Source organism: Thomasclavelia sp. (assembly GCF_017889095.1).
Taxonomy (GTDB): domain Bacteria; phylum Bacillota_I; class Bacilli_A; order Erysipelotrichales; family Coprobacillaceae; genus Thomasclavelia.
The window spans coordinates 24,441-43,807 of record NZ_JAGHEW010000242.1; the positions used below are offsets into that span (position 1 = coordinate 24,441).

General features: G+C 26.0%; 20 protein-coding genes and 1 pseudogene. 1 reads left to right on the forward strand and 20 read right to left on the reverse strand.

Annotation, left to right across the window (positions count from 1 at the left end; all coding sequences use genetic code 11):
- Positions 1-17: 17 nt before the first annotated feature.
- The 20 genes from J7M77_RS10680 to J7M77_RS10770 all read right to left on the reverse strand — a co-directional run bounded on the left by J7M77_RS10680 (position 18) and on the right by J7M77_RS10770 (position 18,874).
- Complete coding sequence (locus J7M77_RS10680; RefSeq protein WP_296878365.1) at positions 18-1,037, reverse strand: glycosyltransferase; 1,020 nt, start codon at positions 1,035-1,037, stop codon at positions 18-20.
- Positions 1,021-2,115 carry a glycosyltransferase gene (locus J7M77_RS10685; RefSeq protein WP_296878367.1) on the reverse strand — a complete coding sequence of 365 codons (1,095 nt, stop codon included), beginning with the start codon at positions 2,113-2,115 and terminating at the stop codon, positions 1,021-1,023. Before J7M77_RS10685 ends, J7M77_RS10680 begins: the two co-directional genes overlap by 17 nt.
- A gap of 4 nt (positions 2,116-2,119) precedes the next feature.
- Positions 2,120-3,316 (reverse strand): glycosyltransferase, encoded by a 1,197-nt coding sequence (locus tag J7M77_RS10690; protein WP_296878369.1) that lies wholly within the window; start codon positions 3,314-3,316, stop codon positions 2,120-2,122.
- Positions 3,317-3,658: 342 nt separating this feature from the next.
- Positions 3,659-3,952, reverse strand: a complete 294-nt coding sequence (locus J7M77_RS10695; RefSeq protein ID WP_296878371.1) for a hypothetical protein — start codon at positions 3,950-3,952, stop codon at positions 3,659-3,661.
- A gap of 68 nt (positions 3,953-4,020) precedes the next feature.
- Entirely contained in the window at positions 4,021-4,191 is a 171-nt protein-coding gene (locus tag J7M77_RS16905; protein WP_367236987.1) for a glycosyltransferase, read from the reverse strand.
- A 22-nt stretch (positions 4,192-4,213) separates the two neighbouring features.
- Positions 4,214-4,444, reverse strand: coding sequence for a glycosyltransferase family 2 protein (locus J7M77_RS10700; protein WP_296878374.1), 231 nt, complete (start codon positions 4,442-4,444; stop codon positions 4,214-4,216).
- Complete coding sequence (locus J7M77_RS10705) at positions 4,437-5,327, reverse strand: glycosyltransferase family A protein (RefSeq protein ID WP_296878375.1); 891 nt, start codon at positions 5,325-5,327, stop codon at positions 4,437-4,439. The genes J7M77_RS10700 and J7M77_RS10705 overlap by 8 nt, the downstream gene beginning before the upstream one ends.
- On the reverse strand, positions 5,317-6,420 hold the full coding sequence (locus J7M77_RS10710; protein WP_296878376.1) for a glycosyltransferase family 1 protein: 1,104 nt from the start codon (positions 6,418-6,420) through the stop codon (positions 5,317-5,319). Before J7M77_RS10710 ends, J7M77_RS10705 begins: the two co-directional genes overlap by 11 nt.
- A gap of 23 nt (positions 6,421-6,443) precedes the next feature.
- Entirely contained in the window at positions 6,444-7,574 is a 1,131-nt protein-coding gene (locus J7M77_RS10715; RefSeq protein WP_296878377.1) for a glycosyltransferase family 4 protein, read from the reverse strand.
- A gap of 31 nt (positions 7,575-7,605) precedes the next feature.
- Entirely contained in the window at positions 7,606-8,709 is a 1,104-nt protein-coding gene (locus J7M77_RS10720) for an EpsG family protein (RefSeq protein ID WP_296878378.1), read from the reverse strand.
- A complete protein-coding gene (locus tag J7M77_RS10725) occupies positions 8,706-9,680 on the reverse strand; it encodes an acyltransferase family protein (protein ID WP_296878379.1) in 975 nt (324 codons plus the stop codon). Before J7M77_RS10725 ends, J7M77_RS10720 begins: the two co-directional genes overlap by 4 nt.
- Positions 9,680-10,594 carry an NAD(P)-dependent oxidoreductase gene (locus J7M77_RS10730; protein ID WP_296878380.1) on the reverse strand — a complete coding sequence of 305 codons (915 nt, stop codon included), beginning with the start codon at positions 10,592-10,594 and terminating at the stop codon, positions 9,680-9,682. The genes J7M77_RS10725 and J7M77_RS10730 overlap by 1 nt, the downstream gene beginning before the upstream one ends.
- Positions 10,581-11,399, reverse strand: coding sequence for an aldolase/citrate lyase family protein (locus tag J7M77_RS10735; protein WP_296878381.1), 819 nt, complete (start codon positions 11,397-11,399; stop codon positions 10,581-10,583). The genes J7M77_RS10730 and J7M77_RS10735 overlap by 14 nt, the downstream gene beginning before the upstream one ends.
- An 11-nt stretch (positions 11,400-11,410) precedes the next feature.
- Positions 11,411-12,025 (reverse strand): sugar transferase, encoded by a 615-nt coding sequence (locus J7M77_RS10740; protein ID WP_296878382.1) that lies wholly within the window; start codon positions 12,023-12,025, stop codon positions 11,411-11,413.
- 25 nt (positions 12,026-12,050) lie between these two features.
- A complete protein-coding gene (locus J7M77_RS10745; protein ID WP_296878383.1) occupies positions 12,051-12,563 on the reverse strand; it encodes a hypothetical protein in 513 nt (170 codons plus the stop codon).
- Positions 12,564-13,352: 789 nt separating this feature from the next.
- Positions 13,353-14,912 (reverse strand): AAA family ATPase, encoded by a 1,560-nt coding sequence (locus J7M77_RS10750; protein ID WP_296878384.1) that lies wholly within the window; start codon positions 14,910-14,912, stop codon positions 13,353-13,355.
- Between the two features lie 162 nt (positions 14,913-15,074).
- Positions 15,075-16,067 carry an FtsW/RodA/SpoVE family cell cycle protein gene (locus tag J7M77_RS10755; protein WP_296878385.1) on the reverse strand — a complete coding sequence of 331 codons (993 nt, stop codon included), beginning with the start codon at positions 16,065-16,067 and terminating at the stop codon, positions 15,075-15,077.
- Between the two features lie 118 nt (positions 16,068-16,185).
- Complete coding sequence (gene murD / locus J7M77_RS10760; RefSeq protein WP_296878386.1) at positions 16,186-17,526, reverse strand: UDP-N-acetylmuramoyl-L-alanine--D-glutamate ligase; 1,341 nt, start codon at positions 17,524-17,526, stop codon at positions 16,186-16,188.
- 1 nt (position 17,527) lies between these two features.
- On the reverse strand, positions 17,528-18,505 hold the full coding sequence (mraY, locus tag J7M77_RS10765; protein ID WP_296878387.1) for a phospho-N-acetylmuramoyl-pentapeptide-transferase: 978 nt from the start codon (positions 18,503-18,505) through the stop codon (positions 17,528-17,530).
- A 99-nt stretch (positions 18,506-18,604) separates the two neighbouring features.
- On the reverse strand, positions 18,605-18,874 hold the full coding sequence (locus J7M77_RS10770; protein WP_296878388.1) for an HPr family phosphocarrier protein: 270 nt from the start codon (positions 18,872-18,874) through the stop codon (positions 18,605-18,607).
- 270 nt (positions 18,875-19,144) lie between these two features.
- Between J7M77_RS10770 and J7M77_RS10775 the strand changes: the two are divergent.
- Positions 19,145-19,367 (forward strand): annotated as a pseudogene (locus tag J7M77_RS10775) (hypothetical protein); the annotation flags it as partial.

Consider the following 19,367-nt stretch of genomic DNA (forward strand, 5'->3'; position numbering starts at 1 on the left):
AAATAATATTTTCTTCTTCATATAATTCTAATCAAAAAATACAATCTATATTTATAAATGTAGGTAATTACTTTCAATTTCCAATTAATATCTAATGAATTAATTTTAATTCTTTTAAACATGTCTTTTACATACTTATCATTCAATATATTCATAGATTCACATTTTTTGATTTTACGATCTTCTAATGAATTTTTAATATTACCAATACAATGATATACAATATATAATAGACTTAAATCAATTTCCCTTTGAAAATCATACTCGGTGACTTTTCTAAAAAAATCATCTATTGCTAAATATAATTGTTTCATAATTTTCCATTTATCCTTATAATACGTATGAGTAACAGAATTTTCATTCAATACATAATGATATAAACATTGATTTTTCATATAATAAAAACTATTTGCATAATACATAAATTGTGATCCAAATAATAAATCCTCTGAAAATCTCATACCTGCCTTATATCGTATTTTATGTTTTATAATCACTTTTCGTTTAAATAGGCATACCCAATTAGATATTGTTGGTGGATAATCAACAGAGTTTGTCATTAATAATGTTGGAAAATATTCTTTTACTAACATATCATGATTATAAAATCCTTCTCTTATGCTATGAGTAAATATCTCTTTTTTCTCATTATTTTCCTTATAACAATCACACATAACAATATCACAATCATATTGATTATTTATTTTCATCATTCTTTCATACATGTCTAATTCTAAATAATCATCACTATCAACAAAAGCTATATAATATCCACTACTATATTCAATTCCATCATTTCTTGCAGCCGAAACACCTTGATTATCCTTGTGAATAACTTTAATCCTTTTATCTTTTGCAGCAAACTCATTACATATATTTAAGCTATTATCTATTGAACCATCATCAATAAGTATAATTTCTAAATTAGAATAACTTTGATTGACAATGCTATTTAAACAAGTAAACAAATATTTTTCAGCATTATAAATCGGCACTATTACACTTATTTTTTTATATGTATTATTTTCCGTTTCCATCATATATCCTTTCTAATTTTTCTACTGTTTTACTAATATCAAAAGAAGAAATAATTTTATTAGAATCAACTCTTTTCTTATTTTTAAATGCAATAATTTTATCAATCCATTTTTTGTTATCCAAAGGACAAAAATCAACATGATCATCATCTATAGCTATATCTTTAGGGACAGTACTTGATACAATACAATATAAACCGCTTGCTTGAGCTTCAATAGCAACAATTCCTAATCCTTCCATTTTAGATGGTAATAGAAAAATATCAAATGTACTCATTATTTCTGGTATTTCTTTTCTAATTCCTGCAAAATATACATAATCTTTTAAACCATAGTTATTAATTTTATTCTTTAGATTTTCCTTTTCCACTCCATCCCCAACAATAATTAATCGATATTTGTTACTGTATTTTTGTAATCCATGCAATATATCAATTAAAAATGTGTGATTTTTATTCTCAGATAAACTCCCCACACTTCCAAGAATTACTTCATCTTCTTTTATATTGAACTCTTTTTTCAAATCACCAATTATCTTTTCATTTGGTTTAATAAATCTATTTGTATCTATTCCGTTAAATAATAGAGTAAAGTCATTTTTAAATAATGATTTGCCTGCAATATTTGAACAAGCCAAACAATCAGTCGCATATTTATGAATTAATCTTTTATTTATTTCAATCAAAAAATGATAAATAAAATTTGACTCAAACATCTTTTGATTAGCATGTGAATGAACTATAATTTTTTTTATTCCTGCCTTGGATGCTGCATACGCAATAAATCCTCCTTGCCAATCCATATGAGAATGAACCACATCAGGTGAATTTTCTCTAAAAAAATCAATCAAATATTTTATGTATTTTAAAATTCCAACTTTTGATATACTAGGGGTATAAAAAATATTACCTCCTAAGTGTTTGACTTCATCATCATAAAAACCATGGGTATCACTAAATACTAAAAAATCAAAATTATATTTTTTTCTATCAATTTTTCTAAATATATTCATCACTAATGTTTCTGCCCCACCAGCATTTAATCTTCCTAAACAATGTATAATTCTTATTTTTTTCATATCATTAACCCATTAATTTATATATTTTTTCTATTTCATTAGAATTACTATAATCACTGTTTTTTAAATTATTAATAATTTTTTTCTGTAGATCTTTATTGTTAAGAAAATCTACAATTCCCTTAGCACATCCATCATTATCCATATCAACAATTATCCCATCATACCCATCTGTTAATTGACTTGAAGAAGTAGGGAATCTGGTTATAATAACTGGTTTGCATAATATCTGTGCTTCTCTAACAGTTACCGCTTTCCCTTCATAACGAGAAGGCTGTACATAAAAATCACATGCTTTTATATATGGATATGGATTTTGCTTTTTTCCTAAAATAAAAACATGCTCTTTCATAGCATGTTCTTCTATTTTTTCTTTGATTAATTCTTCATCACTTCCAAAACCAATAATATACCATTTTATATTAATTCCATAATCAATGATTTTTTTACAAATTTCTGATATATTATCAAAATTTTTAGCATATGAAAATCTTCCTATAGAACATAAAATTATATCATCACCTTTTTTGACCATTTCCAAGGCTACATCTTTATCAGCTTGACTTAAAATCATACCCTTAGTAATTATATTATCTATTCTAATAACTTTATTTGATAATCCCGGCATCTTAGTTAAAAAAGCTTTAGTACATTGATCAGAAATAGAAATTATTTTATCAAAACTATTCCACATCTTTTTCTCTACTTCTATGTCTATATCTATTGTTGAATAATCAGTATGAATCCAAGCTATTTTCTTTTTTGCATTACATTTATATAAACAAATGTAATGTGGTGTTAAGAAACTAATAGCCAAATCATAATTAATATCTTTATTTATAAAATCAATATACTTATATGTATATCGATGACTATAGGTAAGCTCTACCTGATTATCTTTTTTTAATTTTTTTCTTTTTATAGCGCTTTTTGCAAATATTTTAGCTTTCAATCTTCCAAATAACATTTTAAATTGTTTTTCTTTGATAAGATCAATCATTGGAACTGCTAAATATTTTGCTTGATTTTCTTGTAAAATATTTACGTTCGATGGTATTGAATCGAACAGTTCCCCTTGATGATGGCATAAAAAAAGATCTACCTGATACTTTGAATAGTCAAAACTATCAAGTAATCCTAATAAAGCACGTTCAGCACCACCAATTTCCATTGCGTGTAAAAAAATAATCACTTTTTTCATTCTTATTATCCCCTTTATTAGAAAATGAGAAAATTCAATTTTATCATTATAAGCACCATACAATAATAAATTATTAGTGATATATTACTATATTTACAAAATATTTTCTAATAATTTCAATAATTGCTTTTTTATTTGTTTTATACATGCATATTTTTTTCGTTCGTTATATAAAGCATTAATATCTTTTGTTTTTATCATCTTGTATTTTTGTTCGTTATTAAACCAATCAAAAGAAACTCCATTACATGCTTTTTGTAGATCAAAATTAAAAATGTAATACAAAATTTTATCTTTTTTCGACTTTTTGTGAATATTTCATAATAACATCATCTACATATCCTAAAAAATAATTACATAACTCAATATTTGCCATTCTGCAAAGTTTAATTTTTTATATTTTATAAATTCAGATATTTTATAATTATATTGCTTTATTGCGTCTTCAAATATTCTGTTATCATTAAGATTAGTTGTAACTCCACCATAAACATAGAAATAAACATTTTCTGGTATTGAAACTATTTTATTTGTCTTTAGAAGAACATGTAAATTAAAACATAAATCTTCTCCATATATCAATTTTGTAATTGGCACATTTTTTACTAAATCTATGTTATATAATTTTCCCCACATATTAACAGGAAAATTACCCCATCCGCAAAATGATTTTAAATGTTCATCTATTAACTCTCTATTAAAAATTATTTTATTATCATAAATATCGTTGCATATCTTTTCTTTATAAATCCATGTTTACCTAATACTCTTGTAAAAGTTCCAAAATTAACATCAGCATTATTTTTCAGCAAAGCATCTAATAACAATTTAATTGCATTTTTATCTAAATAATCATCACTATCAACAAAAGTTATGTACCCTCCCCCCCCGCTTTTTCTATTCCAATATGTCTGGCAATATCAACGCCTTCATTTTCTTTTTTACAATTCTAATTCGCTTATCTTTATTTGCAAATTCTGTATATATTTTATAACTGTTATCAGTAGACCCATCATCTACAATAATTATTTCAATATTATTATAGGTCTGTTTAACTATTGAATTTAGGCATCTTTTTAATTCCTTTTCTTTATTAAAAACAGGAACTACAACACTAACTTTATCCATTACTTCCTCTCCTAATAGTAATATTCTTTAATACAACCCCAAAAAATATACACAATACTGTTAAAAACTTCTTAGGTGATTCTCTAATAAAATATTTATTCTTTGCTAATAAGGAACTAGAAACATAATGGATATTATCCATTATGTTTCTTTTTAAAGAAGTGTTATATTGCATGTAAAACTTTCGTAAATATGCAAAACCATTTGGATTATTATAATATTGTTTCCACATATTATTAGATGAACCATCTTCTTGATATTCAACATTACATAATACATCATTTAATGCTAATAATTTATAATCTTGATCTATAAGAATATATTTATAATTTAAACCAAAATATTTTTCTCCTTCAAATACAGGATATTCTGGATATTTATTTATAATATTAGTACGATAAACTAATTTTTTATCACCATATCCCCCACTACTATAATATCCTGATAAGGTTGTTTCTTTTATATCTCCTAAATCATTGCCTATTAATTTTCCATTTAAATCCGCATCTAAACCAATAATCCCAGCATATTTTTCATTTTTGTTTTTATTCCAAAAATCTAATATCTTATTTACTGCATCATCTGCTAGACAATCATCAGAATCAATGCATATATTTAATTCAGTATCAATATTTTTATATGCTACATTGTGTGCTGTATGCATGCCACCATTTTCTTTATAAATATATTTGATTTTAAAACCAAAATCTTTATTTAACCACTGAGTTACTAAATCTTTAGTATTATCAGTAGAACCATCATCAACAATCAACCAAACAAAATTTTTATTTTTTTGTTTTATTAAACTATCCAATAATCTTGGTAATGTATGAGCTCTATTGTAAGCTGGTGTAAAAATTGTTAGTTGTATTCTATTTTCCAATTTTATTCACCTCATCTAAATAAAACTTTTCTAACCATTTTGCATTAGTTCTAATATCATAACCATTATCTATAATCTGCTGAGATGTATCTTTTCTTTTAAAGTTACTAGCAATATCTAATATTTTCTTTGCCCATTCATGAGGTGATTGATCTAATGACATTGAGTAAACATTATCAGTTATAATACATTGATCAGGTACATTATTAGATTTAACTATTGGTAATCCATTAGCTTGTGCCTCAATCAAAGTTACTGGTAAACCCTCATATATTGATGGAAATACAAATATATCCATAGCTTGCATTAATTCATTAACATTATCTCTAACACCTGTAAAAATAATATTTTTGTTTATATTTAATAATTTTGCTTTTTCTACAATACTATTAAAATCTTTTCCTCCACCTACAAGTAATAATTTTACATCATTTTTTATTTTTAAAATTTCTTTAAAAACATCTAGTAAAAATTGATGATTTTTTTGTCTATGAAATCTTGCTATATTTCCAATGATCAATTCATCATTATCTAAGTTGAACTTTTTTTTTATTTTAGAGCGTTTTTCCTTATCAAAAGCAAACTTTTTAGTATCTATCGCATTATTTAAAATTATATATTTATGACCATCAAACATCCAATCACCCGCATCTTCACCACAAGCAAAAAGAGAAGTTGCATATTTAGGAGTCTTCTTCATGTAAAATTTTTTAATTAAATACTTAATATCTTTCGCTTGATTTGCGTTATGACTATGCGCAATTCTAATTGGTACTCTATTTTTCTTTGCAGCTTTTAATGCAAGAGAACTCATACAATCTTGATGAACGTGCACTATTTTATATTCTTTATGATTTTTAAAAAAATCATTTAATTCTTTATGATATTTAAAACCAAATGGATTTAATCTAGAAATATGATATATTTTTCCACCTAAATTTAATATTTCTTTATCATAATCTGCTTCAAAATCGCGATGAACCAAGAAATCAAATTGTACTTTTGTGTGATCAATATTGCGATAATAATTCATTAACATAGTTTCCAAACCACCACGCCCCATATATGTAACTACATGTAATACTCTAATCATAAACTATATTTCCCCTTTTATGACTAAAACGTATTATAAAATCGCTGTAAATCTTTTAATACGTTTTCCAATTTATAATCTTCTACACTTATACTTGAATTTTTAGCCAATCTATTTCGTGTTTCTTTATCGAAATAAATTTTCTTTATGAGTCTTGAGCATTCCTCAATATTTTTACTTTCAAATAAATAACCATTTTCATTATTTTTTACCAATTCAACATGCCCTCTATTTTTTGATGCAATCACAGGTTTTCCACATAATAAAGCTTCAATTATATTTAATGGTAATCCCTCTCGCAAACTACATGAAACTAGGCACTCACATATCGGGATTATTTTATCTAGTTTTCTGGTATATCCTAAAAAAATAATATTATTATTTAAATTTAGTTTATAAACTAATTTTTTTAGTTCTTCTTCTTTAGGCCCGTTCCCAGCTAATAATAATTTTATATTTGGACATTCGTTTATTATTTTATGTATTGCATATATCAATGTAATTTGGCTTTTATTTTCATTCAATTCCCCTATGCAAATAATACAAAAATCGTTATTTGAAATACCAAGTTTATCAATATATTTTTTTATTTCTACATCATTTTCATCATGTACATAAAATTTTTTACTTGATACTCCAACTCCAAAAATATGTTCTACTTGACATTTAAATTTTTTTTTTGCAAAATAATAGTCTTCAAAATTAATAGTAATTAATAAATCTGTAAAATAGGAAAAAGCTTTTTCTAACGGATAATACAATATCCAATTTTTTAATGGAGCACCTTTATAAAAATGAAAACCATGAGCAGTATATATTACTTTAGTTCCTTTTTTTCTAGTATTTATTGCAGCCAACCTTGTTATTATTCCTCCAACAGGTGTGTTGCATTGAATAATATCATAATTGTTATTATCAATTACTTCTTTTAATTTTTTATATGCTTCTATATTTTTCATAGAAAATGGTGTTCTTTTGAATGGAATATCATATATTTTATCAACTTGATTTAATTCCAAACCTGATTTAATAGCCAAATTATTCCTTCCAGCCACATGAATTTCATAACCTTGTTTTTTTAGTATTTCTATAATTGGTAAATGAAACTGAGCCACATGACTTTGCACTGTAGCAACAATTAATATTTTTTTCATTTTATACCCCTCTAACAATTTATAACTATTTTTAGACAAATATTCTTAAAATATCACTCTCATAACCTAATCCCATTCCATATTTTGCCTTTAAATAAAAAAATGCAAAATAACATATACCCACAATTAAATACATAATAAAATGATTACTTTCTACAAAAATGTTCTTAATTAACCAAGGTATTAAAATTAGATTAAATACATCAAAATAAATAGGAATACGTCCTATCAAAATTCCTCCAGAAAATGATGAGATAAAATAGAATATTGCTGAAATTATTGACATATTGATACAAAAATTTATAAGTTTATTTCCTTGAATTTGTTTTCGTCCAATAAAAGCTAATATGCACGGTGCAGCACCTACTGCAACACGTAATAAATTTGATCCAGTACTTGTTGCTGCTTCTGTTAAATAACCCTCATAAGCAGTATCTTCTAAAACAATAGAAAATGTATTAGCTATATAATCAATATTGATACCAACAACAAATAAAATGATTATGAAAAAATAAAATTTCCACGTAAAACAGTTGAAATTCACTAGAAAATATATTGGAATTGTGAACAATGCACTTATGTGAATGGTTGATGCTAAAGCTATTAAAAGCATACATTTTATAAATTTTTTATCCAAAAATAAATCTATATTTCCAAATATTAAACTTACTGCTATAAATTGTCTCATACCATTTAACATCCAAACAAAATCTAGCATAACAATAAATAAAAACATTGAATAAAAGAAATTATCTGAATATTTATACAAAGTTTTTGTAATAAGTAATCCACTTATCCAAGAAATTACAAATAGCCAAATATGATAATTTGATGATATGAATTGCTTAAAAAGTACACTAAATATAAAAAAACCGACATCTTTATCAAATGATTGAATAACACTTAAATTCAATTTGTCGGGTAAATTATTAAATATTTGAATATAAGCATACGTATCTCCAACTCCACTTCTCAATCCAATTAATACAAAAATATAACATATTGTTGCAAAAACGATGAAATAACAAGGCTTTTTTATTTTTTCAAAATTATTATTAACTACTCTTTTAGGTAAATACCTTGAGATAAATCCATTTATACCTATCCAAATAATCATAGAATAATAAACTATCATTTTCTCACCTCATAAATATTTGTTAATTTTTTATTCATTTGACTTATAAATAATTTAATTAAAAAGGCACTAATTAATATTGAAAATGAAACAATAATAAAGTTAATTGGAAATGCAAATTTATTCAAACGGTCTATAAGTAGATATTGGATTAAATATATTTCTAATGTTAAATTAGAAATATATTTGATGGTTTTTCTTATATATTCTGGTAACAGTACTAATTTATCTTCATAACTTAATGTTGTTATAAAAATAAAATAAAGTAATCCAAATAAAATTATTTGGTTTAATATTTGAATAGGTGCTAATATATCAACTTTTGAAAACAATACTTTTGAAATAACATAGATAACAAAAAGAACTCCAATTATCAAAAAAATATATTTATTTTTTTTACTTTTATAATATGATAGTTTTTCCTTTATCCAAGCTCCCAGCAACATACATATCAAAAAGAAAAAACGAATGTTATTTTCATAAACTGAATCAATATGATAAAAACTTTTATCAAACATAAAAAAATAGTAAATCAAATAAATTATTAATATAAAAATCATTGAAACTAGTATTCCTCTTCTTTTATTTATCCCAATTTTTTTTATTAAAGATAAAATTAGATAATAAAAAACATATAAAATGATTATTGATGCTACAAAATGATAATTAGTTGGATAGATAAACATAGAAATAAAACCGTGCAAACTATTTTCATATACGTACAATCCTGCAAAAATACATATAAGTGTAACAATAAAAACTGTTGGATAAATTCTGATAATTCTCTTTTTATACCATTTAATAAAGCTACCTTTTATATTTGATAAACAAAATCCAGATACTACAAAAAACAGTACATCACCTAACAATCCCCCATTAGCAATAATAGAAATTGGATAAATGTTTTCATAATGAGCATTAGTTATTAAAATTGTTGCAATAACTTTTAAAAAATTTATGAACTCATACATCATTCTTTACACCTAACTCTTAAGTTTTCATATATCAATTTAAACATTCTTTCATTTACCATATCCGATATAAATGAATTATGTGGAGTAATTAAAACATTAGTTTTATTCCACAAAGGACTATCCTTGGCTAATGGTTCTGTTTCAAATACATCTAAAGCAACATTTTTAAATTTATCTATTTTTTCTATTAATGCCAACTCATCAATTAAAGATCCACGAGCAATGTTTATTAGAATTGAATTTCTTTTCATCGATTCTAATTTATTTTTATCAATTAAATGATATGTATCATTTGTTAATGCTATTGAAAGCACTACTACATCGGATATCGGTAAAACTCCTTCAATTTCATCAATAAAAAAAGATTCATTAACTAACGAATCATCTACTTTATTAATATCTACAACATTTATAATTACATTAAAAGGAACTAATCTTTTTGCTATTTCTTTACCAATATTTCCATATCCAATAATCGTTACTACTTTATTTGTTAATTCTTTAATATTACGATTTTTTATCCACTCTTTATTATCTTTTTGTTCGTAAAACTGCATCATTGATTTATAACTATTTAAAATAAACATAATTACCCATTCAGCAATTGGAATACTATAAATATCTCTTGCATTACAATATTCAATATCATTTTTTTTAAAATAATCAATTGGTAATCGTTCAAGTCCAGCACTAGTTGCTTGAACAAACCTTAAATTTGTAAACCTTTCTACTGAGTTATGTAAAAATAATCCATTACAAACAATATATTCAAATTTAGATACATCAAATTTTATTTTTTCTAATTCATTTTTTATAAATGTAATATTAAATCCTGCTTTTTTTATTTTTTCTATTTGTTCTTTTGAATATGGAAAACACCCTGTCAATAATAATTCTTTATACTTTGACATATTTATTCTCCACGATTTTTTTTACAACTTGCTGTATACTATTATGATTATTTATATATGATTTTTCATCTATATTTTTTTCAAACTGCCTAATTTCTTTAACCCCACTATTAAAAATATTTCTTATTTCTTGCAAACTTTTATCATTATTTTGATTATAAAAACTTCTTGATAATATCGCATTACTTGAACCTAAACGATAATGTTCAGTTAATATCTTTTCGGCTGGTAGATCACCAGTATGCAATCTTCCAAAACCACCTATCCCAAATGGTACCTGAAACCTCTTAAATGTGTTACACAAATCTTCTACTATTCCATTGCATAGTAATTCAAACATAAAATCTAAATGATAGCTTAAATGCAAATCATTCAAACCAATATGAACCTCATCAATCCCTGGCAAAGATAAAATATCGTTTATGTTATCAACTGCTTCCTTAGTTTCGATTAATAAATTTGTTTTTACTCTTCCATCAATATACTCTAAAAATTTTTTTACTTCTTCAACTGTCTTGAAATATGGTAACATTATAATATCAGCACCATTTTCAATTGCTTTATCTATTTCTTTTTTTGAATCAATATGAATCGAATTTATTCGTACTAATAATTCAGATTCATCTATTACTAATCTTATATTTTTTATATCTTCTAAAGTATGATTTGATTTAACGCTATCACTTGGCTGTCTTTTTTCCTTGCCAATTGATTCTAAGTCAACAAATATTCTATCTACACCTGCTTCTTGTGCAATTTTGGCTATATCAGGATTATTAGTTATATACATCAATTTTATTGTCATTTTTTATCTCCTTAATTTTCTTCTTTCTTAAATACTGTTTTTCCTTGATTTTCATTATCAGCGTTCTTTAATACTTTAAAAATTGTTATAAAGAAAATTTTTATATCCAAAAAAAAAGAGAGATGATCTACATACCAGCAATTCAACTCAATTCGTTTATTCCATTCAACATCTTTTCTACCATTAATTTGTGCCCATCCAGTTATACCTGGACGTAGATCAAACATATGCAACTGTTCATCACTATACTCTTCTAGTGGCCAAGGATGATAAATTAATGGAGGTCTACATGAAATTAAATGCATCGTCCCATTTGCTAAGTTTATTAATTGTGGTAACTCATCCAAACTAGTAGCTCTCAAAATACGTCCAACTTTAGTGACTCTAGGATCTTGATTGTCTGAATATACCCCACTCCCCATATTCTCTGCACCCACACACATAGAACGGAACTTATACATATTGAAGCTTTTTCCTTTATATCCTAGTCGCTCTTGTTTAAAAAAAACAGGTCCTTTAGAATCCAATTTTACTAAAATTGAAATTAATAAAAATAAAGGCCATAAAATTAATAACCCTAATATACCTATTAATCTTGAAATTATACATTTTATCTTAACATACACTCTAAATTTCCCCCTCAAATTACTTCTAAACCTCTTTATTTTTGATTTCTAATCCAAAGCATATATCATAGTTTTCAAAAGAAAACTGATAATTTAAAAAAGCTAATCGTTTATGACGATCAACTTTTCTTATCATCTTTTCTTTTTTCATTAACGGTCCTTTATTTACTACTATCTTGCCATCTTTTATATCTCCAGTAGAATTTTTAATAACTGGTAAATTAAATTCATCTAAAAACATTAAATCTCTTTTCTTTAATTTAACTAAGCGAATTTTATTTTGATTATTTAATTTAAATATCTCTTTACATTTACTAAGAGTTCTTTTAAATAACTCTAAATCAATAATATCAATAAAAATATACCCCTTTAAAATATCAATTACATATATCTTCCAGCCATCACCATAATTCTTTAACTGTTCTTTCTGCAAAATAAAAGATCTTTTTAAACATTTGTTAAAAAGATCTGAATTTAAGATATTTAATATTTTAGTTTCATTTTTATAATCCACTTTTAAAACAAATCCATTTTCCATAGCTACCCCCTTAAAGACAGCAAAATCCCAGTGCAACTATCAAAGGATATAGTTCCACCAGCAAAAAATATGACCATTTCAAATCCATAACATGCGCTAAGTCAGTGATTACTTCATCAAAAATCTTGTCTAAAATAAATGTCCTAGAATATCTTATTCTAAGATATTTTTGTAACTTCTGCTTCATTATAGATGATAAAAATGCATTTTTCAACAAAAAATATGTATATTTTTGATTTAAATGTGACATACTTATGTGCTTTTAATTGCAAAAACAGATGAAATAATTGAATTTTATAGCAAAATAGCGTCCTAGAATAAGATATTCTAAGACAAATTTTAGGAATATCGTATAATTTTTGTGCACTATAAGTTTCTTTTTTACGATTTTAACAAATCAACATTATTCTACATAAATTTCCAAAAAATCCAAATGTTAAATATTCATCATAGCATTTTTTAAACATAATCATAAAAAATATTTTTTTACATCTCATTTTTTTAACATTTAAATTTTAACTAAATTTTTATCACTTTATGTATCTTCAAGTAAACTAATCTATCATGATTACATATTTATTCTCATTATTTTTATATTATTTACACTACCACTTTTATTCTTATCTATTTCAACGAGTTGATACATTAACAAAGCGTTGACAAACTGCCTATTTGAAACATTAAAATCACTCTTTTTTATTCACTTGTGGGAAATATAAAAAGCTGTATAACAAAACCGGTTTGAAAAACAAACTTTGTCATACAGCCTGAAAGCATTTATTTTAAGTGTTACTTTCCTATTTCTTCAATAAAACATGTATGTTTTTTAGTTTTCTTATCATAGCTAATGGCAACTAACAACAGATTATCTTTATATTTCTCTAATCCTTTTGGGTATTTCTTTTCTTTAATCTGGTCAATTGCTGTCTTAGCTTCCTGATTCCATTTCAGTTCTATGATCATAGCTGGTTTATCTCGATATGGAATCAAGACAATATCTACAAACCCTTCACCACTTGGCATCTCTCTTATCATTGTATAATGATTTCTTGCATAAATATATGCTATTGACAATGTATATGACATTGCATTTTCATTGTTGTAAGTTAATATTGATGTATCCAGATGAGCTTCTTCGATATATCTTGCTACTGCATCTTCATCTTTTTTCCATGTTGCTTCCAATAGTTCTCGACTATTTAATAATGCTTTTGTAGTTTCCTGCCAGTTGGAATCTTCTATAGAATTAACAAATGAATCAATAACTTCTTTGTTAGGAATATAACATGTATGATTAAAACTGTTATATCCTAAATAGCCCAGATGTATAAGAAGTGTCAATACATCATCTTTTGATTTGAATGTTGTCATATCATTTTGAAACTTACTTGTATTGACATCTACACTCTCTCCAGATAACAATTGAACGATATTATCCTTCAAGCCATCAAAGTTCATATCTATATAAACCTGTAAAGCTTCATAGGTTTCTGTTGATGTCCAGTAATTTCCAAATTGTTTTCTCACAATTGAAGAAACAACAGAGCGAGGAGAAAAAGTTGAAATATCATTTGTCATGTGATATCCATCATACCATTGCTTCAATTCATCATAACTAATGTTGAATTGAATGCAAAGATTTTGAACCTCAGCCTCCGTAAATCCCATAAATTCAACGAATAATCCTGGATCAATCATTGAGATTTCTTCAAACATATTCAAGGCACTATGGGTTCCATATTTCTTGATAGGCAATATTCCTGTCATATATGCTAACTCTACATAAGGTTTATCTTTCAATAAGTTTCTTAAAAAATCAAGATATATTCTCTGCGATTCTTTATCCTGCTTATATTCTCTAAATATACAATCCCATTCATCTATAATAAAAATAAATTGGTTTTTTGAAAAAGCATAGATATCTTCTAGAGATAATGAAAGATTTGTTTCATCAAAGAAATTTACTAAATATTCCTGTTTAAACTCATTTAAAATTCTAATTGTTAGTAATTGAATCATTTTATCAATATTATGTGTATTACTTAAAAAACTTTGCATATTGATATGAATGACATGGTGTTTGTTAAGATGTTCTAAATAATGATCAGTTTGACTAATTTTTAGTGAATCAAAGATATTATGAGAGTCACATCCCATTGAATAATAGGCTACAAGCATATCGGCATCGGTACTCTTTCCAAAGCGTCTGGGTCTTGATACACAAATATATTTATTAACTTTATTTCTTAAATATTCAACATGTTGAATAAGTAATGACTTATCAACATATATTTCTTTATTAACTGCTTCATAAAAATTTTGATTTGTTGGATTTAAATAGATTCCCATACTTATCACCCTCTTTCCTTTTCATTATATCATTTCCATATTCATTAATCATCTTTATTTTATAATACATTGTAATATAAAAATGCCATTTTTTCTTTTACATTTTTTAACAGCTAAATTTTTATCATTTTATGTAACTTCAAATAAACTAATCCTTCGTAATTACAAAATTACACCTGTAACCGGAAATAAGCCTACCACTACCCCTAAGTTAATTAAAGTTTGGATTCCAATCATTGAAATAATTCCAATCATTAAAAAACTGCCAAATAAATCTTTAACTTTAATTGCCTGATTAAAAACAGTGATAAATAAATATCCATACATACAAACCAAAACAATTCCACCAATCAATCCAAATTCTTCTAAAAAAATAGCAAAAATAAAATCAGTTTGAGGTTCTGGTAAATAAAAATGCTTTTGAATACTATTATTATACCCTACTCCTAATATTCCTCCTGGAGCAATGGCATATAAAGATTGAATAATTTGAAAACCACTACCAAGTGGATCAGCAAACGGGTTTAAAAAAGCAACAATTCTTTGTAAACGATATGGCGCTGATAAAATCATCACAACAATCCCAATTACGCCAACAATTCCTAACATAATAAAATATTTAAACGGAAACGGACTAACGATGATCATTACAATAATCGAACATACCATTACTACCCCGCTACCAAAATCAGGTTGTAACATAATTAATCCAAACCCTAAAAATAAAATAATTAATAATTTTAAACTAGCTTTTATTTTCTTTAACTCATGGTAATGGTTACTAATATAGTTAGCACCATAAATAATCATCGCAATTTTAAATAGTTCTGATGGCTGTAAAGAAATGATCCCTAAATTAAACCAGGAACGTGATCCCCCACGAACAGCACCAATACCAGGGATCAAGACTAAGATCATTAAAATAAAAGTAATGATCAAAAAAATATTTGCATGTTTTTGATAAACATGATAATCAATCTTAGCTACTACAAACATCAAAATAACCCCAATAACTGCAAAAATAAGCTGTCGTTTAATATAATACAATGAATCATTGTATTTATAACCAGCCCAAATATTACTAGCGCTATATACCATTGCAAGTCCAATTAAAACAATCATTAAAACTAAAATAACTACACGATTACGTTTCATTTATACCACCAGTATAAGTATATGTGTCATTATTTTTAAAAATGTAAAAAAGAAGTCATATTTAAATTGATATTGTTTTTAATTTGTTAGATATAAAAAAGCCATCAAATGATGACTTTTAATATTTATTAACAATTTCTTTAAATACTTCGCCACGTTTTTCATAACCGGAAAATTCATCAAAACTGCTTGTTGATGGTGAAAGTAAAACAATATCACCGGCAGTAGCTTCTTTTAAAGCTTCAAGCGTAGCTGCTTCAAGATTTTTAACGCAAATACTATTTCCAACATGCATTTCATCTTTAAAACGTTTCCCGGCTGCGCCAAATGTTATTAAACGCTTGATTTTATTTCCATAACTTGCCATTTCAGTTAAGTCTAAACCTTTTTCAAAACCGCCCATTAATAAAATTACTGGTTTATCAAAAGCTTTTAAAGCAATAATACTGGCATCAGTATTTGTCGCTTTAGAGTCATTATAAACTTTAACTCCATTGATTTCACGAACAAATTCGATTCGATGTTCTACGCCCATAAATGAAGCAATTTCTTGATTAATGATTTGATTGTCAACTCCAGCTAATTTACAAGCACAAATTGCTACCATAATATTTTGTACATTATGATTTCCGACTACTTTAATATCATCTAAAGCAATAATTTTTTCGCCTTGATAATAGATTGCTTGATCTTTGATCATACAAGTTGCTTCATCAGTTAAAGACATAGTTATCTTTTGACAAGGAACTTGATAATCTTGTAAATATTTTAAAACAGTTGCATCGTCATTGTTGACGATATAATAATCATTTTCATCGGTATTTTTATAAATATTTGTTTTTGAAGCATAGTATTCATCTAATGAAGCCATATAATCTAAATGATCTGGCGTTAAATTAATAATTGTGGAAATATGTGGTTTAAAAGTATCAATATCTAATAATTGGAAATTACTCATTTCAATGACCACATAATGATTTTCTTCTTCTAATAAATTATTATCCATGACAATATCACAAAGTGGATAACCAACATTACCAGCTAGATGAACATTTTTATACTGTCCTTTTAAAATTTTGTCAATTAAAGTTACCGTAGTAGTCTTTCCATTAGTACCAGTAACTGCAATATAATGTTGTTTTTTTGCTACCTGATAAGCTAATTCAATTTCCGTATAAACCGGAATTTTTCTTTCTTTTAATCGTAAGATAAATGGTTTATGGTAATTAATCCCTGGATTTTTAATTACAAAATCAAAATCACGTTCAAATAATTCATCAGGATGACTACCAGTAACCATTTCAATTCCCATATCGAGATATTGTTGATATTCAGGAATGTCTTTAGCATCTTTAGCTTCATTGACCGTAATTGTTGCATTTAAATGATGTAATAATCTAATTGCTGCTTTACCACTTCGGGCTAGTCCAATTACCAATACTTTTTTTCCTGTTAACATCTTATAACACCCCAATTACAATTGATAAAATTCCACAAATAAACCCAATAAACCAAAATGAAATAGTAACTTGTTGTTCGCTCCATCCTAACATTTCAAAATGATGATGGATTGGTGCCATTTTAAAGACCCGTTTACCGCGTGTTTTAAACGAAACAACTTGAATAATTACTGATAGAGTTTCCATTAAGAAAACACCACCAACTAAAATAAGTAATAATTCTTGTTTTGTTAAGATTGCTAAAATCGCTAAAAAGCCTCCTAAACCAAGAGAACCAACATCACCCATAAAAATTTTAGCTGGATGGTAGTTAAACATCATAAATCCAAGCAATGCCCCTACCATTGCTGTTGCATAACTAGCTAAAGCGTAGTCTTTAGTCATAATAGCAAAGATAATAAATGGTGCAATGGCAACCATTGAAAGACCTGTTGCCAGCCCATCTAATCCATCTGATAAATTAACTCCATTACTTTCACCAGCAAACATAATTAAAATTAATAATGGATATAAAATACCAAAATCAATATCTACTTTAATAACTGGTATTGTTACTATTGAAGTAAAATCAGGAATAAAGTTAATCGCAAAGATATAACAAATTATTGCTAAAGCAATCTGTGCTAATAATTTAGCTAATGGTGATAATCCTTTATTACTATGTTTTACAATAATTAAAGCATCATCAACAAAACCAATTAAACTATAACCAACTAATACAATTGTCGCTAAGATCAATTCCGGATTAAACAATCCCCCAATATTAACAACGATCATGGCAATAATTGCTGCTAAAACAAAAACAATTCCTCCCATAGTCGGTGTTCCATTTTTTACTTTATGAGATTCCAATCCTTCTTCACGTTCTACTTGTCCAAATTTCATCTTATGTAAAAACGGGATAACTTTAGGCATTGCAATTAACACTAAAATAAACCCAATCACAAAGGCAAGTACTAACTTAAAAAAATTTTCCATGTATCTAACCCCTTTTTTCAAAATCCGTCTTTACTATATCATATTATCAATAAATAGGCAAAATAAAAGGGACAGAAAGTCCCATTTATTCAATCATTGTTAGTCGCAAATACCCAATTCTTTCATCTTTTTCATTGCATGGTCAATTGCTGCATCAGCATCCTCCCCGTCAGCAATGATTTCAATTTGAGCCTTTGTTGGTATTCCTAATGATAAAACACCCATCAATGATTTCATGTTGACAGTTTTAGAAGCGTAGACTAGTTTAATATCACTTTTAAACACCTTCATATTATCAACTAATTCGGTTGCTGGAGTCGCATATAGACCAACTGGATCAATTACGGTAACAGTAATTCTTTTTACCATATTGCATACCTCCTTTATTACTTATATTATACCATTGTTGCTAAATTATTTCATCTATTATAATTCTCTTTTTCATTAAAATAATATTAAGAAATCATCTCTAGATAAAACAATACTGCATTTAAATAATACGTTTATTATCACTAAAATATGCTTATCTTTTTAATTATTTATATGAATTATATTTCATTTAAATATAACTTATTTTACATAATTTACCCACAATTATCCCTTATTATAAATCTATATTAACTAACAGGAGGAAAATTTATGATATCAAAACTAAAAAAATACAATAAACTTTCAATTATTTTATATCTTCTAGCAATAATCTTTTTAATTGCTTTTATCTTTAGCTTCTACGATGTTACTAAATATTTATTTTCATTATATACTGCCGGAACTATTTCATTTGCAAACTGGTTTGAATGCATTCTTTATTATATCAACAATACACTTAATTACTTAGGATTTAGTCTTATTATTCTAGGAA